Raw genomic sequence first — 19,233 nt, 5'->3', positions numbered from 1 at the left:
TTCTCAGTTTTTATCAGCTCATCGTCGCTTGCTTACAGCTAGCTAAAATGTAAATTGACAAGCAAGGTCAGCAGGAAAGTTAATTGAGCGGCGAGAACGAATAAGTAAATGACAGCTTTTTTCTTGAAAAGCAACAACATTAGACCGATGCCTTTCAAATCGATCATTGGCCCAAATACTAAGAAAGCCAGCAACGATCCACTCGTAAAGGTTGAGGCAAAAGAGAGGGCAAAAAATGAGTCTACTGTTGAGCAAATTGACACGACAGCGGCAAGCACTAGCATGGCCAGAATCGAAGTAACCGGCCCCTGCCCTAAACTGAGGATGAGATCGCGAGGCGCGGCGACTTGAATGATTGCGGCGATGGCACTTCCGATGACTAACACCGCACCTAATTCCCGCAGTTCTTGCACTGTATTTTCTAACAGCAGTCGCAGTTGGTATACGAGGGGTTTCTTTGCGGTTGCGCTGGCAGCTAAGGAGGCTTGTAAAACTACGGGGTCCATCCGCACCGGCATTCCCGGCTCACCGAGTAAAAATGTCCCAGACTGCAACAGGGGCGATGTTAATTCAGATGCGCCCAGGGGTGAGGGTTGGGGTTTGGGCGGGTTATAGCGAGGCATGGCACGGGCTAGTGCCGGCTGCAACAGGGGACGCAAGTCAGCTTGGGCGCTGAATACACAGCCAATTGTGGTGGCAATGAGTAAGCTAAACAGCACGCGCAGCACGACAATTTCCGGCTGATCGCGAAAGGCGATCCAAGTTGACCACAGTACGATGGGGTTAACGGTGGGCGCTGCTAGTAAAAACCCAACCGCTACAGGTGCCGGCACACCTTGCATCAGCAGTCGTCGTGCCACCGGCACGTTGCCACACTCGCACACAGGAAACAAAAAGCCGATTGAACTGCCGACTAAAGCCCCCAGCAGCGGGTTACGAGGCATGGCTTTAATCAGTTTGCCTTCATCGATAAATAGCAGCAGCAAGCCTGAGAACAAAACCCCCAACAGCAGGAAGGGCATTGCCTCTACTAACAAACTTAAAAACAGGGTAAACGCCTGATTGAGTTGATTCATGCAGGTTGGAGTGAGGAGCGTTACGTTTTTTATGCTGTGCTAAGCCATTTCCTCATTAAAGCTTGCTTGCCGCAAATCCGCTACAGCGCCCAATTCCTTAAAAATGCTGAGGGCAGCACAGAAGGGCGCAGCTTTGGGTTTCACGAAGCTGCTATGCGAGTGAATCGCTGAGTTGGAATGGTTCACGCACTTGGGGGCAGACAAACAACAGATGAACTTCTGTGTCGGGTAAACTGACCTGACACGGTAGATTAATCTGAAACTGGCTGCCTAACTCACACCACCTGGATTTCCAAAGCATTAATCATCCTATCAGGACAATCGGCACGGGTCACACTTTTTTTTAATCATGACCGGCAATTGAGTGGTATCTATCAGTTTTGTGGGGGCTAGGGTGTGAGGCGCTGTTTATGCCGGCAGTGATATGGGTTCCCTGTTTAAGTAAGGTGTGGTGGTTAATGGCGGTGATGCCGGTTTGGCAACCAGATAACCCTGGACAAAGGTTGCTCCCCGCTCTTGCACCCAGTGCAGTTCTTCTAAAGATTCAATGCCTTCAGCGATTGTTCTAATCTCCAATTGCTGAGCAATTTCCAGTATTTTTTCGGTAATCAGTGCTTTGTAAGGATCTTGATGCACATTGCGAATCAACTGCATATCCAACTTAATAAAGTCTGGACGTAACTGGTGAATTAAATTTAAGTTGGAATATCCACTGCCAAAATCATCGAGTGCCACCAGAAACCCAGCTTCTTGGTAAAACTTTAAAATTTTGACAAGGTGATGAATATCTGGAGGTTGCTCTGATTCCGCCACTTCAAATACAATATTATTATGAGGAATTCCGGCTTCATCAATCGCCCGCACGGTCATGCGTAAACAGGTCATGGGGTCATAAACTGAAGTGGGCGAGAAATTGATAAATACTAGCTCTTTAATGCCTTGCCGGCTTGCCTCGCGAATGGCACTCGTTCTGGCTAAAGCATCGAGTTGGAATAAAAGGCCGGCTTTCTCTGCCTGGGCAAAAATTCGACCTGGAGCAATTAAGTTTCCCCCCTCACCTAAACCTCGCAGCAATGCCTCGTGAGCGAAAATTTGCGAAGTGTTGTCGGTATAAACGATCGGCTGAAAATAACTGATAATCCGCTCGTTTGCTAGCAAATCCAGTAACCATTCTGATTCGCTGAGGCTGTTAAAATTATCCAGGGAAATCATGCGGGAGAAATCCCCTAGCTGTGGTTCTTGAAGCTCCGGCATCCACAGGACTTGCGTTTCTTTCAACTCTTTACTTGTGAGCTTAGTTGTTAGTAGCTCCGCGTAACGTTCTCTATTACTCTTGTCAAGATTAATATTTAAACATTTGCCTTCTTCTACAATCTGATAAGCAAGTTCAGCTTTATTGAAAGCTGAAATTACCTTCTTATTAGTGTGCCCTATCGGAAACCAGAGATATAGTCTTCCACTGCCTTCAATTTTTTCCGGTAGCGTCTCGCACCGATTGCAGCGTCCTACACCTTGGTTACTTGCATTCATAAATATTGTCCCATTCCCGTTTGATGTGGTTATAATAGCCTTGACTGCCCTAAATTCTGAAGCTTGGGGAATAAGAAGGGCTTGAGCGACTAAAAATTTATTAAGTTATAAATTAGAGTAGCTGGCTTCCAGTTACCTTAAAGGTATTATAGTACACCTGTTTGAGTAAGTCACTACTCCTTAGTTGTATCTTTTTACACAGTTATTCGGGAACTTAACCGGCTAAGAGAGTTAAAATAAAAAAAAATATGTCGGGATGCGTATTGAAAGTTTCACCAGATAATTGCTCACTTTATTCGCTAATGTAACCATCGACACAAGGAAATAATAGCCCTACAGATAGATGTACGCTTAGAGGCATCAGGATTAACTAAAAAAAGTGATCACCAGTTTAAACACCCCTCTAATTTTCTCTTAAAACGTAGAAATTGAGGTCTGAGGCAAGCTACACTGTAAAATAAATTAACGAGCCTCGCTTCATTGGGGTTGTTTGTCAGAGAACATTCTCCAGAGAGTTTTAAATAAATCGTCTTTTAACTTAATCAAGCGTTGTAGTGCGCGACATTCAGTGAGATGAACCTATCCTGTGGCTTTAGGTCACTGCGTAAGTTCTAAGACAGCCTATTGTTCAACAAAGTACAGCCTTCTCTGTTAGGGAACAAAACAACTCCATGACTCGTGAAATACTCAACAATCATGGCCTTTCGGCTGTTCAAGCACCTCCGGAACGGACAGAAACCGAATGCTGTCGCCCCGAGAAACCCCTGTGCCGGCGTGAGCAAAAATCTCCGTATCTGTTCGTAAGTGTACCGGGACTGATTTATCAATTTTTGCAGCGTCAAGATGGTTCTCTCAGTTTCCTTTTCTTGAGTGCTAGCGTTCAGGACTTTTTTGAGGTGGACGGTAGGGAAATGGAGTCGGATACTGAAACCCTGATCTCCATGATTCATCCAGATGATCGGCCAGAATTCTATGACTCGATTTCCAATGCCGGCGACTGTCTGGAAGTGTGGCGGTGGGTTGGGCGGTTTATCTTACCCTCCGGGCAAATGAAATGGATTCAGTGGGACGCGCAGCCTTCATTGCAGGCGAACGGTAATATTTTTTGGAATGGGTTGCTGGTCGATGTTACCAGTCAGCAGCAGTTGCAAGCTGAAGTTGAACGGCTGTCTTTTTTGTTAAATTTGACTGAATTATTGCAAAGCTCAAGCAATTTAAATGAAATTGCTGAGTTTGCCCTAGAATACCTCGCTAAAGTAACGAATTCCGCCTCGGGAAACGTGCAGGTGATTGATGGCGGGGAAGACTGTCAAGCTTGCCCGCTGAGCAATTTGATCGCTGCTGAATTTGTGGCAAGCAATTGTGAAACTGCCGGCATAACACAGCCGGTACAACATCGGGGCATCCCCAAAAGTCAGGCACTGTTTTGGCAGGTGGTAGAAACTGCTCAGCCGACCTTCATCAAGGACTGCCCCCCTCATCTGAATGCTGTTGCGGAATTTCATCAAGCGCCAACAGGTCAGATTGGGATTTTTCCAATTCCTGCTACAGATGGTACGGTTATCGGGGTTATCGCTCTTGAATCCCCTGATTTTCAGCGCATTCAAGATGCCTCTCAACAAGACTTAGTTCAAGCCGCTTGCCGCATTCTAGGTGCTCGCATCGAACGCGCAAAGGCTCAAGAGCGGCTTTATCAGACAAATGCACAATTGCAGTGCACATCCCAACAGTTGAGACAGCAGGCGCAACATTTAGAGCAAACTTTTCATGAATTGCAACAGGCTCAAACTCAACTGGTTCACAGTGAAAAAATGTCAAGTTTGGGGCATCTTGTTGCCGGCATTGCTCATAAAATTAATAATCCCATTAATTTCATCCAAGGCAACTTACCTCACGCCCGCCGGTATTTCCAAGATATGTTGTATTTGCTGGAACTTTACCGACAACATTATCCCCAGCCGGTGTCAGACATTCAATTAACGATCAAGCAAATTGATCTGGATTTCTTGATTCAAGATTTGCCAAAGCTGTTATCTTCGATGCAAGCCGGTGCAGAGCGTATTCACAGTATTGTTCGCAGTTTGCGTAACTTCTCGCGTCTGGATGAAGCTGAGAAAAAGGTTGCAGACATCCACGAAGGCATTGATGGCACTATCATGATTTTGGAACATCGGCTAAAGGCACAGCCAGATCGTCCAGCGATTCAAGTGATTAAAGAGTATGGCAACCTGCCGTGTATGGAATGCTACGCAGGACAGCTCAATCAAGTATTTTTGAACATTCTTAGCAATGCCATTGATGCTTTAGACGAGTCATTCGCAGGGGGTTATCTGTCGAAATCAAATAATAAAGCATCTATGACAAAAAATACAGGATACATTAAAATTTGTACGCAATTGCTAGAAAATTCGCGCATTATTATTAGAATTGCTGACAACGGAATAGGCATACCAGCTTCAGTGCAAACACGGTTATTTGATCCTTTCTTTACAACGAAGCCGGTCGGCAAAGGAACCGGCTTAGGGCTATCGATCAGTTTTCAAATTATTACTGAAAAACATGGGGGTCAATTAAGGTGTGTTTCCACTCCCCTGCAAGGAACAGAGTTTTTAATTGAGATTCCCATGCAGCCGGTAAAGCTTTCAGCAAGAGTGTCTGAAGAGTCCAGCATCTCACTTTAGTGTTGGCTTCTTTTTATTCATTTTTTACAGTCATGTGAAAGGCGGGAAAAAATTATTATTTCCCGCCTTTCACACTTACAAAAATTAGCAACTTGCCGTATCAGGGTTTAAGGGCAGTACAGTTTGAAAATATGGCAGGTAAAGCAGAGTCAACTCAAATATAAAAGCAAGTCTGCTGTCAAGTTACCTGCCAAAAACCTCTCAAAATGCTTTGAGCAAGAGGGAGGAACAAAGATAGCTTTTTTCACTTGCAGCTATGAGGAAGTTAGATATTGAGGATTTATCTTATTAAAAATTAAACATAAATAGGTTGGCTATATTTGTAAATGAAAGCCCGATTTTAGGTTTTTGAAAGAAAAAGGCTTCTTGTGGTAGGGCTTTTAAATAAGTTAGCTTTTATCACCGTTAAGGGTAGCTCATCGATTTATTTAAGAAAATATTAAGCTAGTCTAAAAATAAAATTAAATATTAAATAAAGGTAAAGTAGTTTTTGAATAAATTTTAGTTTAGGAAAAAAACAAGCTAAATCTTTAAAAACTTCATGCCTGTTTCGGAAGCTACTAGAAAAAAGCTCAACAGAGTTGAACTTTTTTCTAGTTAATGACACCTAGTCAAATATTCATTAAAATTTAGCCTGTATAGCAAAAGTTTGAGCTAGCCTAGGTAATTATGTTAAGTGGGTTTCGATTCGATTTCTCGACTACCCCAATAGGGATCGGGTGTCCTGACGCTCTCCATTTAGAATCTACCCTCGAAAAGCTATTGCTTTGGGAGTGCCAGGTCGAGTCTGATCATTTGGGCAAGGAAGCCGTTCGCAGGTTTCAAGAAAATCCGTTGCTGCCTGGAGTAATTATGACAGAGCAGGGGAAGTTTGTTGGGATGATTTCCCGCTGGCGCTTTTTGGAACATCTGAGCCGGCCTTACGGATTAGAATTATTTGGCAATCGATCACTAACCTCTTTATATCGCTTCGCTCAAACAGATAATTTAATTATCCCAATCAAGACAAATATTGTCGAGGCAGCAAAGCAATCATTGCAGCGGCCTGCTGAGTTACTCAATGAACCCATTGTAGTTGAAGTAACACCGCAGGATTATAAATTATTAGATGTGCATAAATTATTAGTCGCGCAATCACAAATTCATGAAAAAACTACGCAACTGCTGTATCAAACCTATCAGCAACTAAAGATAGTAAACCTGGAGTTCAAGCGCCTAGCCAGTTTGGATGGTTTGACTCAACTGGCCAACCGGCGCAGCTTCGATGAGTATCTGCACGCAGAGTGGCAACGCTCAATTTCTGATCGCGCACCTTTATCACTAATTCTTTGTGACATTGACTTTTTCAAAAATTATAATGACGCCTGCGGACATTTAGCCGGCGACCAATGTTTGCGAGAGGTGGCAGTTGCCTTAAGGGAGACTGTAAAGCAACCCGCTAATTTAGTTGCTCGCTACGGCGGCGAAGAATTCGCGATAATTTTGCCGAATACAGACGCTGCTGGTGGCGTATTGGTTGCCGAGTCTATTGTCGCCAGCATTCGGGAATTGCAGCTCGCTCATCCCAATTCACGAGTTTCCCCCTTCGTCACCCTCAGTTGTGGCGTAGCTGGCACAGTACCCAGTTATGAGCTAATGCCGGCCCGGATGATTGCAGTGGCTGACAAAGCGCTTTATAAAGCCAAAGCTGCCGGTCGTGATCGGGTTGTGGTTGAAACCTGTGACGGCGGATCGCGATCCTGAAGCCGGCATCCAAAAGTTTCCCCACAAAAAAGTTGCAGGTTTCTTCTCGATGTTTCTAATTTTTTACAGTTAACACAGCAATTGCGCTGGCTTGTTATAAACGATCTAAATAGGATAGCCCTGAAAATGTAACTGTAGGTATTATCTATTCAACACAAGAGATTTTTAGCGATCTCATCCTCTTTTCATGCCGCTCTGCATCTGCAAACACCTCTGAGATTGAAGGATTTCTCTTTTCCTGCGTCGTGAGTTATTATTAAATATAATCAAACCAAGTAATAGGATTAATAATCTTCAGTATATTTACTGTTGACAAATTTTTCTTGTTTGTTAACAAAGAAAAACAGGATTTCTTCTGACGACAACGTTTGTAAACTCTGGCCATTCGGTGCATTGCCTAACAACTCACTAACAGCTCAGCACTTTAAACTAAAAAAATTCAAGGCCATTATGGTGAGCATTTTCACTCACGAAGAAAAGCAAATGGCCGTGCCGGCAGCCAATGCCGATAGCATTTTAAACTTTAAGGCTCAAATTAAATTAAATCTTCAACAGGACGCTGCCAGAGCAATAATCCTCAAGACAAGAACACTTCGTGAAGTTTGGGCGAACTCATGCTCCAACCCAAAATCCCCCAACTCGCTCACAACGAAGATGATAGGACTTATTAAACTTATCAAGCGCAGGAGGCAGACGACATGATGCCCGATCCTTCAGGGGTTAGGCAAGCAAATTCTCAGGGTGAAGCGGCTTCTGAACTGACGCGGCAAAAAAATTCCTATGCAGAATACAAACATCTGGAGATAACTCCACAGCAAAGTAAAGGGGAAAAGACACCCGCAAAAACAGCTCTACGCCGCCCATCTATCGACATTACCCTAACTGCCACCGGCTTCATTCGTTCAGTCAACCGGCGGGGTGCTGCCTGTCTCGGTTACACAGCTCCTGAATTAAGGGATAAACCGATTTTTAGCATTTTTCATCCAGATGATCGAGAAAAGATGCAAGCGCTCGGAACTGCCTTTTTATACTCATCTGCACCAGTCGCCCAGGGAGAATGCCGGCTGGTTTGCAAAGATGGATCGTCGCTTTGGGTTAAAGCCATTGCCCTGAAAAAAAAACACAGGCATTACAAACTCATTGGACTGATAGCTGAAATGAATATCAACACAGATCCACTCATGCTAATTGTTTGCGAAGAACTGATGAATTGCAAACAAAATGAGCGGCATTTCCGCGCCACATTTGAATGCGCCAGTATTGGTATTGCTCACATCGCACTTAATGGCCGGTTAGAATTGGTTAATCAATGGTTGTGCGATATTGTAGATTATACAGCCGCAGAACTTCAATCCTTAACATTTCAAGACATCACCCACCCAGATGATCAAGACGCAGATCGAGAAGAAATTCGAGCGCTGTTAGCTGGAGAAATTCAAGCTTATTCGCAAGAAAAGCGCTTAATTTGTAAAGATAGCTCAGCAGCTTCGATTAAGCTCACGGTCTCATTGGTACGCGAAAATAATGATGACTTTCCACTTTTAGATTCTGACTTTATTCAAAATCCATCTTTTAATATTCAAACTCCTTTAGGGGAACCTAAATATTTTATTGCACTTATTGAAGATATTACCGCACGCAAACAGGCAGATACAGAACTTCAAGAAAGTGCAAGCGCATGGCTAACTGTTATCGAAACAGTTGGAGAAGGATTGACAGTCAGTGATGGTGAAGGACGATTTGAAGTTTTTAATTCTAAAATGGAGGAAATTACAGGTTATACCAAAGAAGAAGCGAATCACTATCCTGATTTTATTTCACTTCTGTATCCCGATTCGCAAGCTCGCGCTTGTGCGCTTGCCGGCATTCAAGAACTTGCACACCAAGGCGGATTTCGCGAGATTGAAACCACAATTCAAACTAAAGATGACGTGAAAAAAACTTTATTAGTTTCTACCTCGGTTGTACGATATAAAAATAAAAAGCTTTTTTTAAGCGCTTATCGTGATATTACCGAACGTAAGCAAATGGAAGAAGCAATTTGCATTGCCAAAGAAAAATATCGCAGCATTTTTGATAATGCCATTGAAGGCATTTTCCAGACAACAGCAGACGGGCAAATTATCAGTGCAAATCCAGCTCTGGCACGACTGTGCGGTTACGAAACACCGGAAGAATTGATCGCACAGGTGACAGACATCGAGCGTCAAATTTACGTTCAACCCAGTCGAAGATCCGAGTTTATTGCCACTATGCAGGCGCAGCAGTCTGTCTCAAACTTTGAGTCTCAAATTTATCGCGCCGACGGCAGCATCATTTGGATTTCTGAGAATGCACGCGCAGTGAAAAATTCGGCGGGTGAGTTTCTCTACTATGAAGGTACCATCGAAGACATCACCTCACGCCGGCAGGCGCACGAGGCACTGCGGCTGCAAACTGAGAGAGAGCGACTGATCGCAGCAATGAGCCAGCGGATTCGCCAGTCGCTGAACCTTCGGCACATTCTCAGTACCACAGTGGAGGAAGTCCGGCAATTTCTGGCAGCAGATCGGGTGCTGATTTACCGCTTCAACCCCGATAACAGTGGCGTTGTGGAGGTGGAATCCCGTGATGCAAACTGGCCGGCGATGCAGGGCGTGTTAATTGAAGCGCCGTGCTTTCCTCAAAAATGCGTTGAGCTTTACAAACAAGGGCGCATTGGAGCGATGGAAAACATCGAGGCTGGCAATCTGAGCCAATGCCACATCGACTTACTGCTTCAGTTTCAGGTGAGAGCGAATTTGGTGGTGCCGATCTTGCTCAATGACGAAATCAGAATGAACAATCCAGACAAAGTTCTGAATTCGCAACCCTCAAGTTCTAGTTGCCGGTTGTGGGGACTGCTGATCGCACATCACTGCCGCGAACCCCGCCGCTGGATTCCTGAAGAAAGTGAGTTGCTTAAACAACTGGCGACGCAAGTAGGAATTGCGATTCAGCAATCAGAATTGCATCAACAATTGCGCCTAGTTAATGTGGAATTAGAGCGCCAAGTCCGGGAACGCACCGGCTTGCTGCGACAAGCACTCGACTTTGAAGCGATGCTGAAACGGATCACTGACAAAGTTCGCGATAGTCTTGATGAAAGCCAAATTTTAAAAACTGTTGTGCAGGAGTTGGTTCTGGTTTTGGGCGTTGAGTGCTGTGATACTGCTTTGTACAGCGCCGATCAGACAACGGCTACAGTTTGCTATGAATATGGAAACTCAATGCCGGCACCCGAAGAGAAAGTGGTGCCGATGGCGAACTTTCCTGGGGTGTACAAGCAACTGCTGGCAGGCGAGCATTTTCAATTTTGTGCCTTAGGCAAGTTTGTCCAAACAATTGACCTTGATTGGGTGCGCTATAAAGCAATTTTGGCTTGTCCCATTGTGGACGATCAAGGCGTGTTGGGGGATCTGTGGTTATTTAACCAGCAAGATTATGTGTTTAATGACTTAGAGATTCGTTTAGTGCAGCAGGTGGCTAATCAGTGTGCGATCGGGATTCGCCAAGCCAGACTTTACGAAGAATCTAGGGCGCAAGTTGAAGAATTACAAAAACTAAGCTGGTTGAAAGATGAATTTCTCAGCACGGTTTCCCACGAATTGCGAACGCCTTTATCGAATATGAAAATGGCGATTCAAATGCTGGCAATCGCTCTGAATCAAAAGCATGGTTTTTTGGCAGAATTAGCGAAGCCTGAGCCAGAAAGAGGTAAAGCGGCTCGCTATTTTCAAATATTGCAGACAGAGTGTGAGCGGGAAATTAGCCTAATCAATGATTTGCTGGATTTGCAGCGATTGGAGGCAACTGCTCAACCTTACGTTGTGGAAACAATCGAGTTAAAAGATTGGCTGCCGGCATTAGTCAAACCTTTTTATGGACGGGTGAAGGAACACGAGCAAATTTTGCAAGTTAACATTTGTGATGAACTGCCGGCTCTGAAATCAGATGCTTCCAGTTTGGGGCGAATTGTAACGGAGTTGCTGAACAACGCCTGCAAGTACACCCCGCCGGGAGAGCGAATCATTGTCAGCGCCGGTGTTGCCGCCGAAGAAATCTATCTGAGTGTGAATAATACCGGCGTAGAAATTCCCGCCGATGAAGTCCCCCGTATTTTTGACAAGTTCTACCGGGTGCCAAAAACTGATCGCTGGCAGCAAGGAGGAACTGGGTTAGGATTAACGCTTGTGAAGAAGTTGGTGAATCATCTTGGTGGCTCGATTCAGGTAGAAAGTGCTGCCGATCAAACGATTTTTACAGTGGCCTTCCCCCTGAGCAACTCCTCTTCCTAGCCGCTGATTTTAGCGGATAAATAAAGTAAAATTTTGATTTGATATCTTAGCTTAAAACTTGAAAAGGTTGCAGATGAGTTGATGAAATTTTCCCTTTATCTGGTTTCTAATACGCTTATATTTAGCTTGACTATAGCTAGTCCATTGCGTAGATAATTGCCCTATAAAAACTCTCATTTTTAGCAACATTTTTCCATTAGTAGAAGTTTTAAATAAGAAAATGTCTGCAACCAGTCTGTTCTTTGCAAGAAAAATTTTACTAATTGATATAAACTTATAAATTCTTTCAATTCAAACTCTCAAGATATTGAGTTATAATTATATTGTTAAGCTCGGTTAATTTTTGATTAAATTTAGGTTAGTAACCTATTAAATATTTATTATTTAGCTTAACCAAATATTTCGTTTTTTTTAAAGATTTGAGGATTCTAAAATAAATGAAGTAACATTTTGCTGGGATAAAATTATAGGAGTTATTTAAGTGATGTTGGTCAAACAGGAATTCCCTTGCGAGTTATCAGTGCGAGAAATGTCTGAAGTTTCTATGCCGGCGCTAGGTTTAGAGTCAACACTGCAAGAACTTACACTTCACGATCTTAAAATTGAATCATACCAGTTGGGAAAAGAATTGATTAAAGCTTTTACCGACAACCCCCTGCTGCCCGGAGCGATTTTGGTAGAGGGAGGTCAGCTAATGGGGATGATATCGCGACGGCGTTTTTTAGAACACTTAAGCCGGCCCTACGGATTGGAACTTTTTTCGCCTCGTCCGGTGAAAACGTTATATCGCTTTGCGGAAACAGAAGTTTTAGTGATGCCGGCGCACACTTTAATTGTTATGGCTGCTCGCAGGTCTTTGCAGCGCTCACCCAGGTCACTTTATGAACCCATCGTCGTAGAAATTGAACCGCAAGTTTACAGGCTTCTAGACGTGCATCAATTGCTCGTTGCCCAGTCCCACATTCACGAATTGACCTCACGCTTACTCAACGAGCAAACAAAAGCTCAGATGATGCAGACAGAAAAAATGGCCAGCTTAGGCCGGCTCGTGGCGGAAGTGGCGCACGAAATTAGAAATCCAGTCAACTGTATAGGCGGCAACATGGGATTTCTGTCAAATTACTCTGAAGACCTGATTAAACTTGTCTCAGCTTACGAATCACAAGTTAAATCGGCCCCACCCCCGGTTACAGAAATTAAAAAAGACATCGAACTAGATTTCTTGCTCAGTGATTTGCCCAAAGTTGTGGAAAGCATTAAAGTATCCGCCGAGCGATTAACCAAAATTGTTAGCGGGCTGCAAAACTTTTCTCACATGGATGAAGCGAAGCGCAAACCGGCAGATTTACATGAATGTATCGACAGTACACTGCTAATTTTGCACAACCGGCTCAAATACAACATAGAAGTGGTAAAAAACTATAGCGAACTGCCGCCGGTGTCCTGCTACTCAGGCCAACTCAGCCAAGTCTTTATGAATTTGATCAGTAATGCGATAGACGCTTTAATGGATCAAATCGAAGCCCAAGGCACTCACTCGGCTTGGAAACCCAGAATCGAGATTACCACCGGCATTCAAGAAACCGAAAACTCAAACTGGGCATTTGTGCGGATTGCCGATAATGGGCCAGGAATTCCCCCCGAAATTCAAGGGCGAATTTTTGACAGCTTTTTTACCACCAAGCCAATGGGTAAAGGAACCGGCTTGGGTTTAGCCATTAGCCATCAAATTGTCACAGAAAAACATCAAGGCAAGTTGAATCTGTGTTCCAGAACCCTAGAACCGGGCGAAGACGACACCTTAAACATAGATAGCCGCACTGTTACAGAAGATTTCCAATCCACCACCGGCACCGAATTTGAAATCCTATTGCCCTTGGGTTTAGTCGCATAAGTAACCCTCTAGGCAGCAGCCGGCATCAAATGAAATGATAGGCTAAGGGTTAGAGCTTCTTGTAGCTTCTGGTCTGATAACGTCTATGCGTCCGGATACTCCGGCGAACAGTTCTGCCTTGTGCCTAAAGAATCTGGTTTTGAATTCTCAATGCCATTCTTATCGGAGGGAAGCTATCAAGACCTCCGTTTAGAGTCAATCCTGCGAGAACTACCGCTGTATGACTTTCAGGTTGAGTTAAGCTGTCGGGGAGTTGCCCTGGCCGAAATTTTTGAAAAGTACCCCCTATTACCGGGCGCTATTTTAGTTGATCAGGGGCAGTTTGTTGGGATGATCTCGCGGCAGCGCCTGCTGGAATATTTGCTGCGTCCCCACGGAATAGAGCTATTTTTAAACGAACCCCTCTCAGTTCTTCACAGCTACGCCCGTACCGAAGTATTAGTTCTTCCCGACACCCTGCCGGTTGTGGCAGCGGCGCGGCAAGCGCTGAGGCGATCTCCTGAATTGTTGGGTGAACCCATTGTCGTCAAAAAAGAACCGCTTGCTTATCAATTGTTAAACGTGCATGAATTAAACATCGCGTATTGGCAAATTCGTGGCATTGAAACTCAGGTGCGTTTTGAACACATCCAAGCCCAGATGATTCAAATTGAGAAAATGGCTAGCTTAGGGCGGTTGGTAGATGGAGTCGCTCACGAAATTTTAGACCCTGTTGGTTTTATTTGGGGTAATTTAACTTATGTCACCTCATACAGTCAGGAATTGCTAGAGTTGCTGTCAGCTTACGAGAAGCATCTGCCTACGATGCCGGTGGAAATTTCTGAACTTAAAGAAGAAATTGAATTTGATTTTTTGCAGCAAGATTTGCCGCGAGCGATCTCCAGTATCAAAACCGGCGCGGGTCGGTTAAAAACATTAGTGACCAGCCTGCAAAACTTCTGCCACATTGATGAAGTTTATCCCAAGCCGGCAGATTTACACGCTTGCATTGATAGCGTTTTGTTACTACTGAAAAGTCGCCTCAGTGGGGAAATTGAGGTAGTCAAAAATTATGGACATCTGCCGCCGGTTCCTTGCTATGCCGGCCAGTTGAGCCAAGTTTTTATGAATATCCTCAGCAATGCAATTGATGCTTTAATCAATCAGTCGCTGAATCAAAAGTTTGCCATAGAGTTTAGGGGAGCAGGATTAACCATACCCCCCAACCCTACCCAAAAACCTCGCATTGAAATTACCACTCAAGTTTGTTGTCTAGGTTCGCCCGATCCAAACGCACCTGAATCGCGCGGAATTTCAATTCGGATTGCTGATAATGGCCCCGGCATATCTCCCCAGAAGCAACGCACAATTTTGGAGTCTTTTTCGACAGAAAAACGGGCAGAAAAAGAAACAAGTTTAGGAGTGAGTTACAGGATTATCACGGCTAAGCATGGCGGAAAGTTTTATTTGCATTCGCCTGCCGGTAGAGGGCAAACAGATTTGTCACAAAATGTTTCTGCCGGCAATCGCATCAACGAAGAAGATTGGGCAACTGATGCCGGCACAGAATTTGAAATTGTGTTGCCTTTGATTTGATAACGGTTTACCTCTTTGCCGGTATCGCCCCGTTGACAGGATACTCTATCCCTTAAATCTCAACTATCACTAAACAAGCGACCTCTAGCGCTGTGAACTTAGCTGCCAAATTAGACATTGTGAAAGCTTTATAAGGCTAGTTTTGTCAAGCTTAAAGATATTGTAAGAACCCGGTTAAAAGATTGACGTAGCTTATCGAATAGATTTAATTTACTAATGTCTGGGTGTTCTTTCTAAAGCAGGATGAGGCAGTGTCTTTTCTTGAGTCTCCACCTCTTTCGCCAAGCCAAGGAAAAGGTTCCTCTGAGTTAACGAAAAATTTTAATTTACCGGCTAGCAACCGGCAAACGATCTCAACGCCGGCAGAAATTATCCAACTAGATTTTGAGAGTCTGACAGCTTTGGAAGGGCTGAGCAATCAGTACAGCTGCTTGGGTGTGCGGTTTAGCGGTGCAATTGCGCTACAGCCTTCTAACCCAGCATTGGCAAGATATTCAAGATCACAGGTACTTATGCCGGTGGCGAATTTAACCGGCATCACCGTTCAATTTCCCTGTGCACTCAACACAGCCGGTGCGTCTGTCATGGGTAGCAAGCCGGTGGTTGTCACTGCTTTTGACGCCAACAACGATTCAATCGAGAAGATTAGCACTCAAGTCACCTACAGCATTTCACCTTCAGCAGAGCAGTTCCTACCGCTACCCCATAATCGGCTAGAAGTAAAAGGCTTGAACATCGTCAAGCTGGTATTCTTCTCCGCTGCGCCTTTTATTTTGGACGATCTTTTCTTCTACCAATAAGGCTGGGTGCTAGAAAAGCCGCTGTTGATGGCTGATTGGTAATTATTATTGCATTTTGCACTAACTCATAGTAAAATCGCAAAACTTAATTTCAAAGAAAATTCCGTTGGCCGAATGTGTCTGGCAATCGTGACGAAATGCCTACGGATGCGGTGCAGGTAAAAGGTTGAGTATTTCCCTGTAAGTAAAGGGAATTTGTGTATTATAGGTAGGAAATTTAGAAATTCGAGATCGTCACAAGCAGCCAAGACTGAGGCGAATTTCTAAAAATAGCCGCTGGTGCAAAGGCAAAAAGCAGCAATCGGGAATCATGTCATATAGTATTAAGCAGCAGACGTTTTCTTAGGGTGTTGGTCAAAGTCTGCTTAAAATGAAAGGCTCGTGCAACCAGTAATTTATACCAAAATCATCATGTAAATTACTTTTGATTGAGCCGGCAATAAGCAAGCCAATCTTTTAGGGTAAGTCAATAGTGAAATGGGAACAAACTAACCGCCTTCACTCATCTTGAACGTACAAATTATAAATTTAAAACTTTTGTAGGTCTGCTGCTACAAATTACAGCTTCATGGTTAAGCAATCTCAACATAAACTATTCAAAGCCGCAAAAGTAGCCATTCTGTGTGTTACATTGCCCCTGCTCGCGCTCAGCAATATCTGGGCACAAGAACTCAACGAGCTAGATATTGATGTCCAACTTCAACAGCTCAAAGACGAGGACGAAACGAACGACCAATCAGCCATCGACACCCTGGTGAAAATTGGCCCCGAAGCAATCCCCGACTTGAGCGCAACTCTCAAAAACTCATCAGAAGCGGCAGTGCGTGCCGGCGCGGCGAAAGCATTAGGGAGAATTGCTTCAGAAGCAAATGTTGAAACATCAACCATCATTCCCCCACTCGTAGAAGCGCTGAAAGACTCAGAACCAGACATTCGCCGCGTGGCGGCTGAGGCGCTGGGGAGAATGGGTGAGCCGGCAGTCCCAGAGCTAATCGCCGCCTTAAAAGGGGACAGTTCATCGGTTCGGCTGGTAGCGGCTGAAGCCCTCGGACAAATTGGACCAGATGCTCGCTTAGCGGTGCCGGCGCTGATTGACAGGTTGGAGGACGGAGATTGGCGAGTGCGATCTGGAGCAGCCAGAGCCTTAGGCAAAATTGGCACTGAAGCCAAATTAGAAGCAACGGCAATTGTTCCGCCGCTGATTCAAGCCTTAAAAGACTCAGATCCCGACGTGCGGCGCTCAGCAGCAGAGGCATTAGGCAGAATCGGGTCGCCGGTGGTTCCCGACCTCAGCAGAGCCTTGCAGGATGAGAATGTCGCCGTTCGCACCGCTGCAGCCGAAGCCCTAGGACAAATCGGTGCCGATGCCAAAGAGGCAGTGCCCAATCTCATCGAGAAATTGCAGGATGGAGATTGGCGCGTGCGTTCCAGTGTGGCCCGTTCCTTGGGAAGAATTGGCTCGGAGGCCAAATTAGAAGCCCAATCCATCCTTCCCCCCCTGATCGCAACACTCAAGGACAAAGATCCGGAGGTGCGGAGGGCGGCGGCTGAGGTGTTAGTCAAAATTGGCCCAGAAGCGGTTCCGGGCTTGATTACAGCTTTAACTGACGAGCAGCCGGCTGTGCGAACCGGCGTTGCTTGGGCACTGGGACAAATGGGTTCAGATGCCGAGCGTGCAGTGCCGGCTTTAATTTCCAGCTTGAACGATAAAAATGACGCAGTGCGATCAGCAGCCGCAGAAGCCTTGGGACGAATTGGTGCGGACGCGCAAACCGCAATTTCACCCCTAACAGAGGCATTGCAAGACCCCAATAGATTAGTGCGCGGTTCTGCGGCTGAGGCAACCAGACGCATCGCCGGCAGCCTTCAGGATCGCGCTGACGACCTCCACCTGCAACAGCTCAAATCTGCTTTATCTGACTTAACTCAAGCCCGATCAGCCTTAGAAGACCGCAAGCTGGAGCTTTTAAACGATCCCCTTTTGTTTAAGTTCACCAAAGAAGAAATTGTTGTTGCCATCAGCCGATCTATTAAAGCCCTAGAAACTGAAAAAGAAACTCGCTTTTTTGCCTTGAGTGCTGCTTGGATTCTCCAGCGAAAATGGGTTTTATTGCCGGCAATTTATGCGATCACACTGCCTCTGATCTGGCTGTTGATCTTGTGGTTGCGCCCTCTCTGGCTATTGGGCGTCAATGAAGCGTTGAAACCGTACAAACTCACCCTGTCAAAGCACAGAGGGCTAACAATATCGGCTCGTCATCTGCTGTTTCTAGCGTTGTTCGATTATCATCCCAGAGTGCTAGATGCTTGGGTGGCGGCTCACATCCATTCTGCACGCGGGCGATTTGCTCAGCTTGCAACGGTGAGTGATCGCCAAGTTCACATTCCGGTTCCGGTGATTTTAGATGGCAACACCTTTGCTAACCTCACCGGCAAGGAATTGCGACCTGTATTTGCTCAAAATCAAGTTAGGTTACTGATTTGGGGAGAAGCTGGTGCCGGTAAAACCAGTCTCGCCTGTCAGTTGGCTCAATGGGCGATGTCTGATAACCCCGATGAACGTCTGTGTGATCATTTACAGATGCCGGTTTTAATTGAGCAAGAACTCGACAGTATTGCAGAAAACAGCCAGTTTTCAAACATTATTAATTGGCGGCTGCAATCGGTGATTGGCACGCGAGAGCTGATTTCTGAAGAACTCGTCAAACGTCTGGCTCAAGCGAAACGCTTGCTAGTGATTGTTGATCATTTCTCTGAAATGAGCGACGCAACAAGAGCAGAAGTTCGACCGGCTCATCCTGACTTTCTGCCGAATGCTTTGATCGTCACGTCACGAATTGAAGAAACCCTCGATGGGGTGTTTAAAACGACGATTAAACCGTTGCGGGTTGAAGGCAATCGGCTTTCATCATTTATGGAAGCTTATCTGACTCAGCGAGGGGCGCGTGATCGTTTAAGTGATTTAGAGTTTTTTGATGCTTGTAGTTTGCTTTCCCTGATAGTTGGTCAGCGCAATATTACGGTTCTTCTTGCTAAGCTTTATGCTGAGCAGTTAATTACTTACAAAGAAGGCACCAGCACAGCCGGTTTAGCTGATAACATTCCCGATCTAATGATCTCGTATCTCAACGAACTGAATCGCGCTGTCACACAAAATCGGTTTGATGATAGCCTGGTTCATCACGATGCCAAAATTGTGGCTTGGGAGTGCCTCAAACAAACGTTTAAACCGGCAGCCGTGAGCCGTCATGCGGCGCTTGCTGCTTTGGGGGGCAAACAAGCGGAAACCCGCATTGAGTATTTGGAAAAACGGATGCGTCTGATCCAAACGATTGATGCCGGTCAAGATAAAATCCGTTTTTCTCTCGATCCACTTGCCGAGTATCTTGCCGGTTTGCATTTGGTAGATCTTTACGGCAATAACACACAACATTGGCGAGCATTCTTTAAGCAAGTTGATACCATGCCCGGTTCCCCACAGGGTTGTCAAGGCTTTTTATTAGCAGTGCGTGATTGCTGTCTTGCTAAGAGTAAAGAAGAGGAAATTCCTAGCTTTGTCGTCGAAGAAATTGGCAAACGAGCCGGTTAAAAAGGGGCGAGAAACTAAATCGCCCCTTG

The 19,233-nt window shown here is 45.1% G+C and carries 9 protein-coding genes; 7 read left to right on the top strand and 2 right to left on the bottom strand.

From position 1 onward, the window contains the following. Positions 1 to 38: 38 nt before the first annotated feature. Together H6F56_RS13065 and H6F56_RS13060 are read right to left on the bottom strand one after the other, a co-directional pair. Entirely contained in the window at positions 39 to 1,076 is a 1,038-nt protein-coding gene (locus H6F56_RS13065) for a permease (protein ID WP_190668822.1), read from the bottom strand. 408 nt (positions 1,077 to 1,484) lie between these two features. Further along, entirely contained in the window at positions 1,485 to 2,606 is a 1,122-nt protein-coding gene (locus H6F56_RS13060) for an EAL domain-containing protein (RefSeq protein WP_190668820.1), read from the bottom strand. 671 nt (positions 2,607 to 3,277) lie between these two features. On the opposite strand from H6F56_RS13060, the gene H6F56_RS13055 reads away from it, so the two are divergent. From H6F56_RS13055 to H6F56_RS13020, 7 genes are all read left to right on the top strand, one after another. Then, complete coding sequence (locus tag H6F56_RS13055; protein ID WP_190668818.1) at positions 3,278 to 5,287, top strand: ATP-binding protein; 2,010 nt, start codon at positions 3,278 to 3,280, stop codon at positions 5,285 to 5,287. Positions 5,288 to 5,956: 669 nt separating this feature from the next. Continuing rightward, complete coding sequence (locus tag H6F56_RS13050; protein ID WP_190668816.1) at positions 5,957 to 7,030, top strand: diguanylate cyclase domain-containing protein; 1,074 nt, start codon at positions 5,957 to 5,959, stop codon at positions 7,028 to 7,030. 698 nt (positions 7,031 to 7,728) lie between these two features. Next, positions 7,729 to 11,346, top strand: coding sequence for a PAS domain S-box protein (locus tag H6F56_RS13040; protein WP_190668812.1), 3,618 nt, complete (start codon positions 7,729 to 7,731; stop codon positions 11,344 to 11,346). Between the two features lie 484 nt (positions 11,347 to 11,830). After that, positions 11,831 to 13,240, top strand: coding sequence for an ATP-binding protein (locus H6F56_RS13035; RefSeq protein WP_190668809.1), 1,410 nt, complete (start codon positions 11,831 to 11,833; stop codon positions 13,238 to 13,240). 150 nt (positions 13,241 to 13,390) lie between these two features. After that, entirely contained in the window at positions 13,391 to 14,815 is a 1,425-nt protein-coding gene (locus tag H6F56_RS13030) for a sensor histidine kinase (protein ID WP_190668807.1), read from the top strand. A gap of 251 nt (positions 14,816 to 15,066) precedes the next feature. Beyond that, the gene (locus H6F56_RS13025) at positions 15,067 to 15,615 is read left to right on the top strand and encodes a hypothetical protein (protein WP_190668805.1); all 549 of its coding nucleotides are present in this window, start codon (positions 15,067 to 15,069) and stop codon (positions 15,613 to 15,615) included. Between the two features lie 568 nt (positions 15,616 to 16,183). Then, on the top strand, positions 16,184 to 19,204 hold the full coding sequence (locus tag H6F56_RS13020; RefSeq protein ID WP_190668803.1) for a sister chromatid cohesion protein PDS5: 3,021 nt from the start codon (positions 16,184 to 16,186) through the stop codon (positions 19,202 to 19,204). The last annotated feature ends 29 nt before the right edge of the window (positions 19,205 to 19,233 follow it).

It is taken from the genome of Microcoleus sp. FACHB-672 (genome assembly GCF_014695725.1).
Lineage (GTDB): Bacteria > Cyanobacteriota > Cyanobacteriia > Cyanobacteriales > Oscillatoriaceae > FACHB-68.
This window is presented reverse-complemented; position numbering and strand designations above follow the sequence as displayed.

Excerpts from the sequence above, each read along its gene's own strand:
- H6F56_RS13040 (WP_190668812.1), top strand. The coding sequence starts at position 7,729 with ATGATGCCCGATCCTTCAGGGGTTAGGCAAGCAAATTCTCAGGGTGAA.
- H6F56_RS13050 (WP_190668816.1), top strand. The coding sequence starts at position 5,957 with ATGTTAAGTGGGTTTCGATTCGATTTCTCGACTACCCCAATAGGGATC.
- H6F56_RS13035 (WP_190668809.1), top strand. The coding sequence starts at position 11,831 with ATGTTGGTCAAACAGGAATTCCCTTGCGAGTTATCAGTGCGAGAAATG.
- H6F56_RS13055 (WP_190668818.1), top strand. The coding sequence starts at position 3,278 with ATGACTCGTGAAATACTCAACAATCATGGCCTTTCGGCTGTTCAAGCA.
- H6F56_RS13065 (WP_190668822.1), bottom strand. The coding sequence starts at position 1,076 with ATGAATCAACTCAATCAGGCGTTTACCCTGTTTTTAAGTTTGTTAGTA.
- H6F56_RS13060 (WP_190668820.1), bottom strand. The coding sequence starts at position 2,606 with ATGAATGCAAGTAACCAAGGTGTAGGACGCTGCAATCGGTGCGAGACG.
- H6F56_RS13020 (WP_190668803.1), top strand. The coding sequence starts at position 16,184 with ATGGTTAAGCAATCTCAACATAAACTATTCAAAGCCGCAAAAGTAGCC.
- H6F56_RS13030 (WP_190668807.1), top strand. The coding sequence starts at position 13,391 with ATGCCATTCTTATCGGAGGGAAGCTATCAAGACCTCCGTTTAGAGTCA.